Source organism: Mycobacterium numidiamassiliense (genome assembly GCF_900157365.1).
In the GTDB taxonomy this organism is placed as follows: Bacteria; Actinomycetota; Actinomycetes; order Mycobacteriales; family Mycobacteriaceae; genus Mycobacterium; species Mycobacterium numidiamassiliense.
Genome location: NZ_FUEZ01000004.1, coordinates 4,327,335 through 4,343,357, shown reverse-complemented (window position 1 = coordinate 4,343,357; position 16,023 = coordinate 4,327,335). Strand labels below are relative to the sequence as shown.

Sequence of the window (16,023 nt, the reverse complement as noted above, 5' to 3'; positions counted from 1 at the left end):
CTCAGCACTCCTCGCCCATCGACAATGCGGCCGAGGGCATTTGCAGTGCCGCCACGATCTCCTCGACCGCTCTCGCGGCCCGGGGAACGGCGTTGGCCACCGGTTCGGTGAGCCCCATGCCTTCTTCGACGCTGCCCGCCTCACACCCGACGACCACCGTGTAGGGCGGACTGCCGCCCAGCGCCCGCAGGCTGGCGAACACCGCCGCCGGATCCATGCCGTGCGCATCCAGACCGGCTGCGGCTGAACTTGATTCGTCGGTGTCGTGGTCGGCTTGGAAGATATGCAACGCGCCGGGTGTGCCGCGGCTGGGCACCGCGTCGACGAGCACCAGCGTGTCCCAGTGCTCGAGTAGGTCGTAGGCCAGGTGCATGCCTGCGATGCCGTAATCGATGACCCGGACACTCGGATCGTCGTGTGAGATGTCGGCGTTACGGACGACTTCGGAGCCGAACCCGTCGTCCCCCAGGAATATGTTGCCGATCCCGGCCACCAGGATGCGTGCTGCCATCGGATTGTCCGAGATGGCTACATCCGCCTCAGTCTGAGGTAGCGGCGGGCATCCGGCAGCGATACCAGTCCCAACGCCAGCCCGACCCCGGCCACCAAAGCGATGAGGGCGATGAATATCCAACCCAAGACCTCCATGTCGAACTCCTTTCAGGGATTTGTTGTGGGTTCTGCGACCTGCAGGGGCTCGATCTCGTCGGGGGAGAAGTACAGATAGCGGCCATACCATTCGTGCAGGTCGGCGGCCGGGTCGTCGTCGACGACCACCCCGACGTGCTTGTTGCCCTCGACGTCCTCGTGAACCGACGTGACCCGCGCGGTCTTGCCCGCGACGAAGATGTCTTGGGCGTCGGCGTTGCGCTTGGGCCGCAACCGTACCCGGCTGTCGCGTGCAACTCGGACTCCGTTCACCAGCACCGCGTCGATCTCGGGACGAACAGCGTTGTCGGCCATCGGGTCCCACCAATCGACGCCCTCGGGAATCTCCGGGATCAGCCCCATCGGGGGCCGATGAGGATCCCGAAGCGCCCCGTGCAGGCGCGCCATGGCATCGGGCGACATGGCGTCGCAGTGGTCGATGATCTGCGCGGCCCGCGGGTCGGTGGCCCGCGCCTGGGCCTTCTCCTCGTCCGTCATCGTCATCACACGCAGGGTCAGGATCTCGTCGATCTCCGTGCAGTCGTACAGGGCTGCATTGGTTTGTTCGGCGACCTCGGGGTGGTCGTAGAGAATGATCGGTGAGACGAGCAGCATGTCGTCAGCGCCGGGCGGACCGCCCAGCACGGGGAAGCAGCGGTACTGGTTACACCGCGACGCCGCGTCAACGGCGCCGGGCGGCGGCTCGAGGAGCGAGACAAACCGGCCCCCAACGACTTCGGCGATGACATGGGTTCCGATCATCGAACGGGTGATGGCGTCATCCTTATCGGCGGCGGCAACGCCGATGTTGCCGATGTGGATCGACACCCGGTGCAGCCCGGCGTCGGTCTCGCTGCTGACCGTCAGTTCGCCCCGCACCTCCCGACGTTCGCGGACCAAGCGCCCGCCGTCCACGAACTCGATATCGATGGCACTGTCCGCCACCACCGGAAGTGTGTGCCGCTGCCCGTCGAGTGCGATAGGGCCGAAGGGCCTCTCGCACTCGACGGCTTCGTCCCAGGTCAGCCAGGACCCGGCCGGTGTGGTCAGTTCGGCGACGGGCGCAAAACCGACTTCGGCGAGTTGACATTGCGCCTGGCGGCGCTGCAGCTGCAGGAACCGCACCACCAGCGTGATCGCCTGGGCCCCGTCGACCAGGAATTGCGCCGCCAGGGAGTCGTCTTCGCCCAGGCCTGCGGTCGCCGCGCCCGGTGGCCCCAAAACGCCGAACTGCCAGCGTGATTGGTTCTTACTCGAGGTGGCGCGGTACGGGTACAGCAAGTAGCCTTCGTAGAGCACCGCGTCGGCGACCGCGCGGGTATGGTCCCACCTCGACGCCCTTGAAGAGGTCACCGCGCCGCCTCCCGTTCGGCATCGAGCAGCGCGCTGATGGCATGGTCGAGATCGAGCAGCCCCTGCGCCGACTTATAGCCGGCGAGCGCAGCCATGGTGTCGTGGCTCAGCCGCACCCACCCGGCGTTCGGATAGTGCTGTGCGATCAGGTCGTGCCACACCGCGACGGGCATGTCGTAGCGAGACTCGCAGTCCCAGGGCACCTGCCGAACCGAGAAGCCGCGGTCGGACTTGACGAATATGGTTCCGCTGAAGAGGAATTGAAGTGGCAGTGCACCGTCACCCAGCGCATGCAGATATTTGGCGGCAGCGACCTCAAAGTCGTAGGTGCAGTCCAGCGCAAGCGGAGTGGTGGTGTTCTCGGTGAATCCCGCCACCAGCGCGGTGCAGTGCTGCCAGAGAAAGGTGCGCTGGGTCGACGCCCAGCGTTCGCGGGGCCCGAATAGGTCGGTCAGCCCGGCCGCCTCGTCGTCGGAGTAGGAACGCCGCGACGGTTCGATCCGGACCTGGCACCGCAACGCGATGGCGTGTACCGGTTCGTCGGTGCCGATGGCGATGCGGGCGGTGAGCACCGGGCTGACGCTGTACGGTTCGGGAGCCACGTCGACAACGGTGAAGGTCAGACCCGGCGGTTGCCCGTTCATCGGGCTGTCTCCGCCGCGCGGGCCGCGATCCGGGCGAAGAAGCCGTCGATGAATTCCCGCGCCTGCTGTCCTCCGTCGAAGCCCCGCCACAGCGTGCGCAACCGGCCGACGAACTCGTAGCAGGCATCAATGGGTACCAGATAGCTCTGCGGCTCGGTGACTTGCCCGTCAGCGGAGCCATCGGTCTCGGGAACCCTGACCAGGAGCGCCTCCACATCGGCGAGCGGCAGGCGCGCCCGCGAGTCGGCGGCGCGCAGGGCGTTCCAGGCGTCGAGGTCCAGTTCGGATTCGCATGCCCCGGCAGGGCCGGGGTAGAAGGCCACCGTGCGCCCGAGGTCGGAGTTGGTGAAGAAGAACGCCACGCCCACCGGAATCTGCAGTGCCTCCCACGTGCCGCGGTCCAGTGCGAAATCCGGGAACGCCAGATACCGGTCCGGCACCGCCCGGTAGCGCAATTCGGCGTCGTTGTCGGTGAACAGCAGGTAGCAGCCGCGGCAGACGCACATCAGCTGCCGGCCAGCCACATTCACCACGTGCTGATGCTCTTCGGCGATGAACTCGGAGCACATTTCACACCGCTCGCCAGTCGGCTCGGGAGCACGGCTACTTCGGATGCGGGCCAGGACGTCATACGGAGTCGTCATGTGCTCGCTCCCAGCGGCTCTCGCAGTGCGACCGACGGCACGCCGTCGCGGGGCAGCATGGGCAGAGGCTCGAGGTGCGCGCCATCCGGGCCGGCGCCTGCGCGCACCACGTCGAAGCGGGTGCCGCAGCGCGGGCAGTCCAGGAGTGTCTCATGCAGTTGTGCGCCCGCCAGCGAGTCATCGCACACCGGACAATGGTCGCGGTAGGCCAGCGTCTGGTCGCCGACCCGGCACACCAGCAGCGTGGTGTCCGACACCACGAACCCCGCGACCTCGCCGGGCTCCAGCTGGGTGAGTTCGGGCACCGGGTGCCAGGCCGAGCCTGGCGGATGCATCCGTGCCAGCAGCGATTCGGCAGGAATGAGGCCGCTGGGCGCGGCAGGCTGAGCCGCGACCACCTCGATAGCGGAGATCTCAGGCGCGGCCGCCCGAACCGCGTCCTCGACCGCCAGCTCCAGCGTCACCGCCGACGACGGACAGCTCTTGCAGCTCCCGGTGAAGGCCAATCGCACGGTGTCGTCGGTGACCTCGAGCAGATCCACATCGCCGCCGTGCGAGCCCAGGTAGGGGCGCACCCGGTCCAGCGCATCCGAGACCCGCCGGCGCACGTCGTGCGGATGTAGGCCGTGGACCAGGAGCAGGCTGGCCACCAGGTCGTCGGTGGCCAGCCGCTCGGTCAAACCGGGATCCCCGGCTATCAGCATGATCCGTTCCAGCCCGGCACCGTACAGCCCGACTACCTCCCGGACCAGCTGCTGTGCGCGTTCGTACGCGACCGCCCCTCCCGTCGCGCACGAATCCAGCAGCGTCTGGATTCGATCGCCCGCCGTGCGCCACTGCGCGTCGTTGTCGGGGAGTTCCGCGGGGGTGGTCGGGCGATCCGCCATGTGTCACTCCCCGGCGGGCGACTGGGTCGGAGTGTGCACTCTCTCCAGGGTCTTGCCGTTCCCCAGATACATGTGCACGCCGCACGGCAGACACGGATCGAAGCTGCGCACCGTGCGCATGATGTCGATGCCCTTGAAGTTCTCCCGGTTGTTCTCCTCGAAGATCGGCTGCCCCCGTACCGCGTCCTCGTAGGGGCCCGGGGTGCCAAAGCTGTCGCGCGGGTTGGCATTCCATGGCGTGGGCGGGTACGGGTGGTAGTTGGCGATCTTGCCGTCCCGGATCACCATATGGTGGCTGAGCACTCCGCGGACCGCCTCGGTGAAGCCGCAGCCGATGCCCTCGTCGGGGACATCGAACTTCTCCCAGGTCTTGGTGCGCCCGGCGCGGATCTCCGCCAGCGCCTTCTCGGCGAAATGCAGTGCGCACGCGGCCGCGTAGGCCTGGAAGTAGGTCCGGGCGCGGTCGCGTTCGATGGTGTTGCTGCCGTACTTCGGGATCTTCCACTCGAATTCGACCGGACCCTTGAGGACGGTCTTGGGCAGGTTGATCTTCACGCTGGTGCCGGTCGCCTTGACATAGCCGATGTCGACCAGCCCGGCCAGGGCCGTCGACCATAGCCGGGCCAGCGGTCCCCCGCCGGTGTCCAGCGCCAGGTGATCCTTGCCGTCGAACCAGCGCGGCGACATCACCCAGCTGTACTTGCCGCCGTCCAACTCCCGCTTCTGCGGATGCGGGTTGGTGTGCTGATTCCACGGGTGACGCCGGTCCACCGGGTTGCCCAGTGGATCGGTCTTGACGAACATCTCCTGGTCGGTCCAGTCGTCGTAATACGAACTACCCAAAAGGATCCGGATGCCGAGGTTGATGTCCACCAGCGAATGGGTGACCAGCTTGCCGTCAACCACGACGCCCGGGGTGACGAACATCGCGTTACCCCAGCGCTCCATGTCCTTGTATTCGAAATTGCACACGTCGGGGTCCTGGAAGGAGCCCCAGCAGCCGAGCAAGGTGCGGCGCAATCCGACCTTCTCGTAGCCGGGCAGCGCGTCGTAGAAAAAGTCGAACAGGTCGTCGTGCATGGGCACGACCTTCTTCATGAACTCGACATAGCGCATGAGCCGGGTCATGTAGTCGGTCATCAGCTGAATGGTCGCCACGGTGCCGACGCCGCCGGGGTACAACGTGGACGGGTGCACGTGGCGACCCTCCATGAGGCAGAACATCTCTCGCGTCCAGCGACTGACCACAAGCGCCTCGCGGTAGAACTCGCCGCTGAACGGGTTGAGCGAGCGCATGATGTCGGCGATCGTCTTGTACCCGTGCGCATCGGCGTGTGGCGCCGGAGTTTTCTCGGCCAGTGAGAGCACGCTCGGGTTGGTCTCGGCGACCATCTTCTCGCAGAAGTCCACACCGACCAGGTTCTCCTGGAAGATGTTGTGGTCGAACATGTATTCCGCGGCCTCGCCCAGGTTGACGATCCATTCGCCCAGATGCGGCGGCTTGACGCCGTAGGCCATGTTCTGCGCGTAGCAGGAGCAGGTGGCGTGGTTGTCGCCGCAGATACCGCAGATGCGGCTGGTGATGAAGTGGGCGTCGCGGGGATCCTTGCCCTTCATGAAGATCGAGTAGCCGCGGAAGATCGACGACGTGCTGTGGCACTCGACGACTTCCTTGTTCTCGAAATCGATCTTGGTGTAGATGCCGAGGCTGCCGACGATCCTGGTGATCGGGTCCCACGCCATTTCGACGAGCTGGCCGGGCTCCCGCTTGGATGTTGTCGGCTCGGGAATGATGGTTGTCATCGCAAATACCGCTCTCCGCCCGAGGGCTCTTTGTCAGAAGTGAGAATGGGACGCGCGGCGACCTGGGTAGCTGACCTACCAGGTGCGGCGGGCTCCGGTGGTGAGTTCAGTGCCCGTGTGCCGCCAGCGCGGCTCCTTATCGAGGGTGCGCCCCGTGATTCCCCGCAGGCTGCGGATCACGGTCCCGTACAAGCTCGATGCGGTGCTGGAGAGCTTGCCACCTGGCGGCTCGTCCATGAACGGCATGAACTTGTCCGGGAAACCCGGCATGGTGCATCCGATGCAGATGCCACCAACATTCGGGCAACCGCCGATGCCGTTGATCCATCCGCGCTTGGGCACGTTGCATTTCACAACCGGGCCCCAACAGCCCAGTTTGACAATGCATTTCGGTGACCCGTACTCGGTGGCGAAATCACCTTGCTCGTAGTAACCGGCCCGGTCGCAGCCTTCGTGCACGGTCGCCCCGAACAACCACTTGGGGCGCAGTGCTTCGTCGAGCGGGATCATGGGAGCCTGGCCGGTCGCCATGTAGAGCAGATAGGTCAGCGTCTCCGACAGGTTGTCCGGATGGATCGGGCAGCCGGGAACGCAGACGATCGGGATGCCGGCCTTGCTCTTCCATTCCCAGCCGAGGTAGTCGGGCACGCCCATCGCCCCGGTTGGATTGCCTGCCATGGCATGGATGCCGCCGTAGGTGGCGCAGGTCCCGACTGCGACGACCGCGGTGGCCTTGGGTGTGAGACGGTCGAGCCACTCGCTGGTGGTCATCGGCTGGCCGGTGGCCGGGTCGTTGCCGAACCCGCACCAGTAGCCCTCTGCCTTGATCTTCTCGTTGGGAATGGATCCCTCGACGACGAGCACAAACGGTTCCAGTTCGCCGCGATCGGCTTTGAAGAACCACTCGAGGAAATCGTCCGCTCCTCCGGTGGGTCCGCATTCGAAGTCGATCAAAGGCCAGTGGATGGCGACCTTGGGAAGGCCGGGGAGCGCCCCGAGGGCGATCTCCTCGACGCTGGGCTGGGTGGCGGCAGTCAACGCCACCGAATCACCGTCACAACTGAGACCTGCGTTGATCCACAGCACATGGATCAACGTTTCTTCCGCTTTGACTGCTGCTTCTGTGAGCATTCCGCAGCTTTCCGGGGCCGGGCTGGGGCCCCTACGCTGCCGGAGTCGACCGTCGGCCCACTTGCGCAGCGCTGGTTTTGGGTCTACTCCGGACCCTCGGAGTTGTCAACGGTTCCGACGCTTTTCGACAACTGAACAAATGTCGCATAGCTCTTTCTGTCACGTCTTTTCTCTCTGCACGGCAAGGGATTTCGAAATTCGCAGCCGATCGTGGCGAACCGGTGAGCCAGGCTAATCTCCCCGGGGCGCTCGCGTGGCGTTTGCAGACCTTATTCACCATCCCCGGCGAATCGCCGAAGCCAACCGAACCACGCGGCCATGCCGGCTCCGGTGCGCGCGCTGACCGGCAGGATCGCCGCGGTCGCATTGACCTCCCGGACGTGCGCGATGTATGTGTCCATGTCCGCATCCAGGTAAGGCACCAAGTCAATCTTGTTGAGCAGCACCACATCCACCGATCGAAACATGACCGGGTACTTCAACGGCTTGTCCTCACCTTCGGTGACCGAGTAGACCATGGCTTTGGCGTGCTCGCCGACGTCGAACTCCGCCGGGCAGACCAAATTTCCGACGTTCTCGACGATCACCAGATCCAGGGCGGGCAGGTCAAGGCCCGGCAGGGCACGACTAACCATCGGTGCATCCAGATGGCACTCGCCGCCAAAGCCGTTGCTGGTGTTGAGCAAAGACACTTGAGCACCCCGGCCACTGAGCTTTGCCGCGTCGAGGTCGGTGGCGATGTCGCCCTCCACCACACCGATCGCAAGTTCGCCGGCGAGCTCGTCCAGCGTTGCCTGCAAAACGGTGGTCTTGCCCGAGCCTGGTGAGCTCATCAGGTTGAGTGCGCGGATTCCGTTGCTCTCGAACGCCACGCGATTGGCCTGGGCGAGTGCGTCGTTCTCGGCGAAGATCGCTTCCAACACCTCGATACGCTGCGTGCCCGTCTGGTAGTGACGGTGATCGCCATGGTCGTGATCGTGGTCGCCATCGTCGTGATCGTGGGGAAGGTGATCGTGCTCGTGGCTATGCACGGTTCCGTCGTCGTGCCGATGAAATCTACCCATCGCTAGATCTCTTCACGATGACAACCTTTCACGAGACATCCAGCGACGTCACCAGGAATTCATTGCCGCGGAGTACCTCGACGTCGGAGCTGTCGCACTGGGGGCACCAGATCGACCATGCTGAGGCGATCTCCGACTGCCGCCCGCACGCTCGGCAGTGCACCTCGGCGATGACGCACTCGAGTTCCAGCTCGGCATCCGGCATGTTCTCGGAGTCGCGCACCAACGTCCAGCAGAACGACAACGATTCCGGTACCACCTGGCGAAGTGCGCCGATCCGCACTCGCACCACGTCGACGTGCCGGCCGTCGGCGTGCGTCTTGACCACGCCGGCGATCGCCTCGCACAGCGACAACTCATGCATGGCCGGTCACCGGCCTCGGGCGGGGGCCCATGAAATCGTTTCTACACCCGAACAGCCGCGACGAGTAGCTGGCAGCGTGCGGCGGATTCAGGTCGCGGTTTCGTCGCGGGACCACTTCTCCTCGATCCGACCGTAGCGCCATACCAGCAGCGCGACCGCCCAGGTGACGGCGAACATGCCGACGACGATGAAGCCCAGCGTGTTGAGGTCCAGGCCACTGAGCCAATCCCAGAACGGACCCCGCCAACCCAGTTGGCCGGCAAACAGGCCCAGAAGCTCGATGCTGCCGATCAGCAACGCAACCGCGACCGAAAGGCCGGTGATCATGATGTTGTAGTAGATCTTGCGGACCGGGCTGGAAAAGGCCCAGCCGTAGGCGAAGTTCATGAACGAGCCGTCAATGGTGTCCAGCAGACACATGCCAGCGGTGAACAAGACTGGCAAACACAGGATCGCGTACCACGGCAGCCCGGCCGCGGCCGTGGTGCCGGCCAGGACCAGAAGTGCGATCTCGGTGGCGGTGTCGAAACCCAGGCCGAACAGCACCCCGATCGGGTAGATGTGCCAGGACCGGGTTATCGAGGTGGCGAAGCGGCCCAGGAATCGATTGAGCAGTCCGCGGTTGTCCAACTGCCGTTCCAACTCGGCCTCTTCGTAGTCGCCCCGGCGCAATCGGACGAATACCCGCAGGATTCCCACCAAGACGATGAGGTTGAGAGCGGCGATCACATAGAGGAATACACCCGAGACGCTGGCCCCGATCACGCCGGTGTAGTGGTGCAGCGTCGACGAGTCGTCGGCGACCGGTCCGGCGATCCACTTGACCCCGGTCGCCAGCAACGCCGCCAATGCGAACACCACGGTGGAGTGCCCCAGCGAGAAGAAGAATCCGACGGCCAGCGGGCGTTGTCCATCGCTCATCAGTTTGCGGGTGGTGTTGTCGATCGCGGCGATATGGTCGGCGTCGAAGGCGTGCCGCAGGCCAAGGGTATAGGCCGTCAGCCCGATGCCGATGCCAAAAGCCTTGCCGCCCAGGCTTAATTGGGCAGGATCGACGACGTAGACCAGGATGCCCCACCCGATCAGGTGCAGCGCGACGACGACCGCTGCCATCGCGCCGAGCCGCCGCCATTCCGCCGGGGCCAAGGCGGCGCGCAGCGATGCCAGGGCTGGCATTGACGTCACCGCAGATCCAGCAGCGCGTTCTCGATCACCTCGGGCAGTGCCGGGTGAATCCAGTACTGCCCGCGAGCCATGTCCGGCGCGGTCAGCCCGAAGCTCATCGCCTGAATCAGCGGCTGGATGATCGACGACGCCTGATAACCCATGATGTGCGCGCCGAGCAGGCGACCACTATTGCGCTCCGCGATCAGCTTGACGATGCCGATGGTGTCCTCCATGGCCCAGCCGTAGGCGGTGTCCGTGTAATTCTGGACTGACACCGAAATGTCGAATCCCAATGCAATGGCTTGGTTTTCGGTCAGTCCGACCATTGCCAGCTGAGGATCGGTGAAGACCGCCGACGGGACGTAGCGATGGTCGGTCCTGGCCATCGACTCGGTGTCGTCCCAGTCGTGCAGTAGATTGTGTCGCACCACGCGTGCCTCGTGATTGGCGACGTGCTTGAGCTGATACGGCGACGAGACGTCACCCAACGCGAAAACCCCACGCGCGGAGGTCCGTTGGTACTCGTCGACGACCACCCGGCCGTCTTCGATGTCGATACCGGCCGGCCCGGCGTTGAGCCGGTCGGCGTTCGGCACCCGGCCGGTGGCCACCAGCAGCAGGTCGGTGTTGATCGAGTTACCGTCGTCGAGCTCCAGCCTGACGCCGGAACCGTGCTTGGCGGCGCCCACGATGTTGCGGTGGGTACGCAGCTCCCATTTGGATGCGGCGACGCGGGTGAATCGTTGGCAGATGGTGTCGTCGAAATCTCGCAGCAACGTGCTGCCGCGGATCACCATGGTGATCCGCACCCCGAGAGCGGAGAAGATATGCGCGAATTCGGCTGCCACAAAGCCGCTTCCGACGATCACCAGGTGTTCGGGCAACTCCGATATCCGCATCACGGTGTCGCTGGTGTGATACGGGACGCCGGAGGTGAGGATCGCGGGCGGAATCACCGGGCGCGCGCCCGCGGCGATCACCACCTGATCGGCGGTGAATTGCTCACCACCGTCGGTGCGCAGCAGATAGCGTCCGTCGGCCTGCACCGGCCCGAATCGGGTGTGCCGGCCGTAGACGTCGATGTTGGGTGCCGCGCGCCGGTATTGTTCGCCGGCATGCGCGATCGGGTCGATCCGCCCGAAGATGCGCGAGACGATATCGTCCCAGCGCACCTTCTCGATGTGCCCGTCGACGCCGTAGCGCGCGGAATCCCCGATGGTCTTGGCGACTTCGGCGGTGTAGACGAACATCTTGGTCGGGATGCACCCGACGTTGAGGCAGGTGCCGCCGAAGGTGCTCTGCTCGCAGAGCGCTGCCCGCTTGTTGGCGAAACGATCGTCGAGGATGCTGTTGCCCGAACCCGCTCCGATGATCGCGATGTCATACGCCTCCACGCCCTCACCCCTTTCCCGATGATGCCGACGCGCCGGCGCGACGGGCGCCCAGGTAGCCATCCAGCCACCGGTCCAGTTCGCGATAGGCGGCCTGGCGCGGCTCCGGCAGCGACAGGAACACATCGTGTTTGGCATCGGCCACGGGAACGACGGTGCTGCGGTCCCCGATACAGCCGGCCCACCGGGCGATCTGGGTGACGTCGAGAACCGCGTCGCCGCGCTGCATCTTTGCCGAATCGGCGTTTCGGCCCACGCTGTGATCCGAGCGCAGGATCAGGTTGGGCACACCGACGTCGAGCCCCCGATGCAGCCGGGCCTGGCCGCGGCGCACGGCGTGCAGCCAGCCGAAGGTGATGGGGAAGCCGCCCAACGGTTTCCAGTGCAGGTTGTAGTCGAACTCGCCGTCGAAGTCGCGGTGCAGGGTGTTGCCGTAACCGCCTTTGCTCGGCGGCCGCACCAACACCCCCTTGGAGCGGGCCCGCGACAGCCCGCGGATCATCGCCGAGGTCACCGGCAGGCGAACGATCGCCGGGCCGTGCAGATCCAGGAACGGGCTGTTGAGCACCAGCCCGCCGATGTTCCGGTGGGCGGTGGGGCGCTGACGGCGCAGCCGGTCCAGCCAGAGCGACACGATGAGCCCGCCGGCCGAATGGCCGTACACCAGGATTCGATGGCCGGGACCGGCGCGCTCGCCGATGATCGCCAGTGCGCGTTCCAGCTCGACGTCGTAGTGGGCCAGGTCGGTGATGAAGTGCGGAGTCTGGCCGTCGCGTCGCGAGCGGCCGCATTTCTGCAAGTCCAGCGCATAGAAGTCGAAGCCGCGGCTGGCGAAGTGATCACCCAGCGCGGTGTTGAAGAAGTAGTCGGTGTAACCGTGCACGGTCAGCACCGCGTGGGCGGTACCGGCTTCGCCGTCGCGCCGGATCAGGGTTGCGGCGATGTCGCCCTCGCCGGCGGGATCGAGCCCGAGCGGGATCGTGCACTGCCGGTAGCCAGGCAGGATGTCGGGCTCCCAGCCAGTCACGAGGCCAGCTTATCGGTTTTGCTAGAGGAAACGGCACGGGTCGGTATGGGCAGCTGGCTCGGGATAACCTGAGATCTGCAGGGCGGCCAAGAGAGGACCAACGACCAGTTGTCAGACGGAGGAACCACGCGCGTCGACGTCGTGCTGGTTGGCGCGGGCATCATGAGCGCCACCCTGGGTGCATTGCTGCGTCGGTTGGAGCCGGACTGGTCGATCACGGTGATCGAGCGGCTGGACGCCGCCGCCGCCGAAAGCAGCAGCCCGTGGAACAACGCAGGCACCGGGCACTCCGCGCTGTGCGAGCTGAACTACACCCCGCAGCGGGCCGACGGCTCGATCGACATCACCAAAGCGGTGACCATCAACGAGCAGTTCCAGGTGACGCGGCAATTCTGGGCCTACGCCATCGAGAACGGCATCCTGGCCGATCGCGGCTTTCTCAACCCGGTCCCGCACGTGAGCTTCGTCCGCGGGGCCGACCGTGTTGCGTACTTGCGGCGCCGGCGCGCGGCGCTGGCCGGCAATCCACTGTTCGCCCGCACCGAGTTAATCGACGACCCGGATGAATTCGCCCGCCGGCTCCCGCTCATGGCGGCCAAACGTGATTTCTCCGAGCCGGTTGCGCTCAACTGGGCCGACGACGGCACCGACGTCGACTTCGGTGCGCTGTCCAAACAGCTCCTGGGCTACTGCGTACGCAACGGCGCGACCGCCCTGTTCGGTCACGAGGTCCGCAACCTGACCCGGCGGTCCGACGGCAGCTGGACACTGGCGATCAGCAATCGCCGCACGCGCGAAAAGCGCACGCTGAACGCGAGATTCGTCTTCCTCGGCGCCGGCGGTGACACCCTGCCACTCTTGCAGAAGTCCGGCATCAAAGAAGCGAAGGGTTTCGCCGGCTTCCCGATCGGCGGCCGGTTCCTGCGTTCGGGCAAACCGGAGCTCACCGCCGCGCACCGGGCCAAGGTGTACGGCGTTCCCGCGGCGGGGGCACCGCCTCTGGGTGCGCTGCACCTGGATCTGCGGTACGTGAACGGCAAGTCGTGGCTGGTATTCGGGCCGTATGCCGGCTGGTCGCCTAAGTTCTTGAAGTATGGCCACGCCAGCGATCTGCCCCGATCCATTAAGCCCGACAACGTGCTGTCGATGCTCGGCGTCGGGGTACGAGAGATGACATTGGTGAATTACTTGATCAGCCAGCTGCGGTTGTCCCACCCCGACCGGGTCCGAGTGCTACGCGAATTCGCCCCCGGCGCGCTGGATTCGGATTGGGAGCTGACGGCGGCCGGCCAGCGTGTGCAGGTGATCCGGCGGGACAAGCGAAAGGGCGGCGTGCTCGAATTCGGCACCACCGTGGTGGGTTCCGAAGACGGCAGCATCGCGGGCATGCTCGGCGGCTCCCCGGGGGCCTCGACGGCCGTACCGATCATGCTCGACGTCCTGCGGCGATGTTTTGCCCAGCGATATCAGGCGTGGCAGCCCGTGCTCAAGGAGATGGTTCCCTCATTGGGCGCCCAGCTATCGCAAGAGCCGGCGTTGTTTGACGAGGTGTGGACGAGGGGATCGAAGGTTTTGAAGTTGGGCGTGTCATGACAGAAGCTTTGCGTCGGGTGTGGGCCAAAGACCTTGATGTACCTACTCTTTACGAGTTGCTCAAGCTGCGGGTAGAGGTGTTCGTGGTGGAACAGGCGATCCCGTATCCGGAGCTGGACGGCCGGGACCTGCTCGCCGAGACGAGGCACTTCTGGCTGGAAAGACCTGACGGTGAAGTGATCTGCACGCTGCGGCTGATGGAGGAGCACGCCGGAGGTCAGAAGGCATTCCGGATCGGCCGGCTGTGCACCAAACGCAGCGCCCGAGGCCTTGGCCACACCACCCGGCTGCTGCGCGCGGCACTGGCCGAGGTGGGCGACTACCCATGCCGCATCAACGCGCAGACCTACCTCGCGGAAATGTATGCCCGACACGGGTTCGTCCGCGACGGCGAGGATTTCGTCGACGACGGCGTTCCGCATGTCCCGATGCTGCGTCCCGGCTTCGGGCCGGTGGCAAAGCCGTGAGGCCCTACCCGTTCAGTGCGATCGTCGGCCACGATCAGCTGCGGCTCGCGCTGCTGCTGTGTGCCGTGCGCCCGGAAATCGGCGGCGCGCTCATCCGCGGCGAGAAGGGCACCGCCAAGTCGACCGCGGTGCGCGGCTTGGCCGCCCTGCTGTCCGCGGCGACCGGGGCAGACGGTGGCCGCCTGGTCGAAATGCCGCTTGGCGCAACCGAAGACCGGGTGATCGGCTCGCTGGATCTGCAGCGGGTGCTGCGCGACGGGGAGCACGCGTTCTCGCCCGGCCTGCTGGCCCGTGCGCATGGCGGGGTGCTGTACGTCGACGAGGTCAACCTGCTGCACGATCATCTGGTCGACGTGCTGCTCGATGCCGCGGCGATGGGATGGGTACATGTCGAACGCGACGGCATCTCGCATTCGCACGAGGCCCGTTTCGTGCTGATCGGCACGATGAATCCCGAAGAGGGCGAACTACGTCCGCAACTGTTGGACCGCTTCGGTCTGACCGTCGACGTGCGCGCCTCGCGTGATGTCGACGTGCGGGTGGAGGTCATCCGGCAGCGGATGGCCTACGAGGCCGACCCGGATGCCTTCGCCGAGCGTTACGCTGAGGCCGACGCCCAATTGGCCCGGCGGATTGCTGCCGCGCGTGCGCTCGTCGATGATGTGGTGTTGCCGGACAACGAGTTACGCCGCATCGCGGCACTGTGTGCGGCTTTCGACGTCGACGGCATGCGGGCCGACCTGGTGCTGGCCCGTACCGCCGCCGCGCACGCCGCGTGGCGCGGCGCGAACACCGTCGACGAGCAGGACGTGCGGGCGGCCGCCGAACTGGCATTGCCGCATCGGCGCCGCCGCGACCCGTTCGACGACCCGGGCATCGACCGCGACCAGCTGGATGCCGCGCTCGAGCAGGCAGGCGCAGGCGATCCGCAGCCCGATCCTGATCCACCCGGCGGCGGGCAGTCAGTCGAAATGGAAGGCGAACCGGCACAACGGAATTCGAGTTCATCCCCGCCGCAGGCGCCGCGGCCCAGCGCGCCCCCGTCGAAGACGTTTCGCACCCGAGCACTCACCGTGCCGGGCGTCGGCTACGGCGCACCGGGCCGTCGGTCGCGGGCCCGCAACACCTCCGGCATTGTGATCGCCGCGACCGACGGCGCCGACGCCGGCCCCGGCGCGCACGGGCTGCATGTGTTCGCCACTTTATTGTCGGCCGCCGAGCACGCCGGATCCGGGCCGCTGCGGCCGCGGCCGCACGACGTGCGCCGGGCCATTCGCGAAGGCCGGGAAGGCAATCTGGTGATCTTCGTCGTCGATGCGTCCGGTTCGATGGCCGCCCGCGACCGGATGGCCGCGGTCAGCGGCGCCGCCCTGTCGCTGTTGCGCGACGCCTACCAGCGTCGTGACAAGGTCGCGGTGATCACGTTCCGGCAGGACGAAGCGCGGCTACTGCTGCCGCCGACGTCATCGGCGCACATCGCCGGCCGGCGACTGTCCCGATTCGACACCGGCGGTAGAACTCCACTCGCCGAGGGCCTGCTGGCCGCGCGTCAGCTCATCGTCAGGGAGAAGGCGCGCGCCTGTCCGCGGCGTCCGCTGGTGGTGGTGCTCACCGACGGCCGGGCCACCGCGGGTCCAGACCCGTTGGGCCGCAGCCGAACCGCGGCGGCCCGGCTGGTCGCCGAAGGCGCGGCCGCGGTGGTGGTGGACTGCGAAACATCCTATGTACGACTGGGATTGGCGACCCAGCTGGCCCGTCAGCTCGGCGCGCCCGCGGTCCGGCTCGAACAGTTGCATGCCGACTATCTGACCCGGGCCGTACGCAGCGTGGCTTGACGATC

General features: G+C 66.1%; 16 protein-coding genes. 3 read left to right on the top strand and 13 right to left on the bottom strand.

Annotated features, from left to right (window positions below):
• Position 1: 1 nt before the first annotated feature.
• The 13 genes from MNAB215_RS28760 to MNAB215_RS28705 all read right to left on the bottom strand — a co-directional run bounded on the left by MNAB215_RS28760 (position 2) and on the right by MNAB215_RS28705 (position 12,123).
• Positions 2-511: a hydrogenase maturation protease gene (locus MNAB215_RS28760; RefSeq protein ID WP_077081781.1), complete on the bottom strand. Its 510-nt coding sequence runs from the start codon at positions 509-511 to the stop codon at positions 2-4.
• Between the two features lie 17 nt (positions 512-528).
• A complete protein-coding gene (locus MNAB215_RS30875) occupies positions 529-648 on the bottom strand; it encodes a DUF6893 family small protein (protein ID WP_425436531.1) in 120 nt (39 codons plus the stop codon).
• 12 nt (positions 649-660) lie between these two features.
• The gene (locus MNAB215_RS28755; RefSeq protein WP_077081780.1) at positions 661-2,001 is read right to left on the bottom strand and encodes a hypothetical protein; all 1,341 of its coding nucleotides are present in this window, start codon (positions 1,999-2,001) and stop codon (positions 661-663) included.
• On the bottom strand, positions 1,998-2,645 hold the full coding sequence (locus tag MNAB215_RS28750) for a DUF6084 family protein (RefSeq protein WP_077081779.1): 648 nt from the start codon (positions 2,643-2,645) through the stop codon (positions 1,998-2,000). The genes MNAB215_RS28755 and MNAB215_RS28750 overlap by 4 nt, the downstream gene beginning before the upstream one ends.
• Positions 2,642-3,289 (bottom strand): DUF5947 family protein, encoded by a 648-nt coding sequence (locus MNAB215_RS28745; RefSeq protein WP_077081778.1) that lies wholly within the window; start codon positions 3,287-3,289, stop codon positions 2,642-2,644. The genes MNAB215_RS28750 and MNAB215_RS28745 overlap by 4 nt, the downstream gene beginning before the upstream one ends.
• Positions 3,286-4,176, bottom strand: a complete 891-nt coding sequence (locus tag MNAB215_RS28740) for a NifU family protein (protein ID WP_077081777.1) — start codon at positions 4,174-4,176, stop codon at positions 3,286-3,288. Before MNAB215_RS28740 ends, MNAB215_RS28745 begins: the two co-directional genes overlap by 4 nt.
• A gap of 3 nt (positions 4,177-4,179) precedes the next feature.
• Positions 4,180-5,979, bottom strand: a complete 1,800-nt coding sequence (locus tag MNAB215_RS28735) for a nickel-dependent hydrogenase large subunit (protein ID WP_077081776.1) — start codon at positions 5,977-5,979, stop codon at positions 4,180-4,182.
• A 75-nt stretch (positions 5,980-6,054) separates the two neighbouring features.
• Positions 6,055-7,110, bottom strand: coding sequence for an NADH-quinone oxidoreductase subunit B family protein (locus MNAB215_RS28730; RefSeq protein ID WP_077081775.1), 1,056 nt, complete (start codon positions 7,108-7,110; stop codon positions 6,055-6,057).
• Positions 7,111-7,379: 269 nt separating this feature from the next.
• A complete protein-coding gene (gene hypB / locus MNAB215_RS28725) occupies positions 7,380-8,174 on the bottom strand; it encodes a hydrogenase nickel incorporation protein HypB (protein WP_077081774.1) in 795 nt (264 codons plus the stop codon).
• 28 nt (positions 8,175-8,202) lie between these two features.
• The gene (locus tag MNAB215_RS28720) at positions 8,203-8,538 is read right to left on the bottom strand and encodes a hydrogenase maturation nickel metallochaperone HypA (protein ID WP_077081773.1); all 336 of its coding nucleotides are present in this window, start codon (positions 8,536-8,538) and stop codon (positions 8,203-8,205) included.
• An 87-nt stretch (positions 8,539-8,625) separates the two neighbouring features.
• Positions 8,626-9,714 carry a Nickel transporter NicT gene (gene nicT, locus MNAB215_RS28715; protein ID WP_077081772.1) on the bottom strand — a complete coding sequence of 363 codons (1,089 nt, stop codon included), beginning with the start codon at positions 9,712-9,714 and terminating at the stop codon, positions 8,626-8,628.
• Between the two features lie 5 nt (positions 9,715-9,719).
• Positions 9,720-11,099, bottom strand: a complete 1,380-nt coding sequence (gene mtr / locus MNAB215_RS28710) for a mycothione reductase (protein WP_077081771.1) — start codon at positions 11,097-11,099, stop codon at positions 9,720-9,722.
• Positions 11,100-11,103: 4 nt separating this feature from the next.
• On the bottom strand, positions 11,104-12,123 hold the full coding sequence (locus tag MNAB215_RS28705; RefSeq protein WP_077081770.1) for an alpha/beta hydrolase: 1,020 nt from the start codon (positions 12,121-12,123) through the stop codon (positions 11,104-11,106).
• 108 nt (positions 12,124-12,231) lie between these two features.
• Between MNAB215_RS28705 and mqo the strand changes: the two genes are divergently transcribed.
• Genes mqo through MNAB215_RS28690 form a run of 3 tightly spaced genes read left to right on the top strand, consistent with a single transcriptional unit; the run spans position 12,232 to position 16,018 of the window.
• Complete coding sequence (gene mqo / locus MNAB215_RS28700) at positions 12,232-13,716, top strand: malate dehydrogenase (quinone) (RefSeq protein ID WP_077081769.1); 1,485 nt, start codon at positions 12,232-12,234, stop codon at positions 13,714-13,716.
• The gene (locus MNAB215_RS28695) at positions 13,713-14,183 is read left to right on the top strand and encodes a GNAT family N-acetyltransferase (protein WP_077081768.1); all 471 of its coding nucleotides are present in this window, start codon (positions 13,713-13,715) and stop codon (positions 14,181-14,183) included. The genes mqo and MNAB215_RS28695 overlap by 4 nt, the downstream gene beginning before the upstream one ends.
• Entirely contained in the window at positions 14,180-16,018 is a 1,839-nt protein-coding gene (locus MNAB215_RS28690) for a magnesium chelatase subunit D family protein (protein WP_077081767.1), read from the top strand. Before MNAB215_RS28695 ends, MNAB215_RS28690 begins: the two co-directional genes overlap by 4 nt.
• The last annotated feature ends 5 nt before the right edge of the window (positions 16,019-16,023 follow it).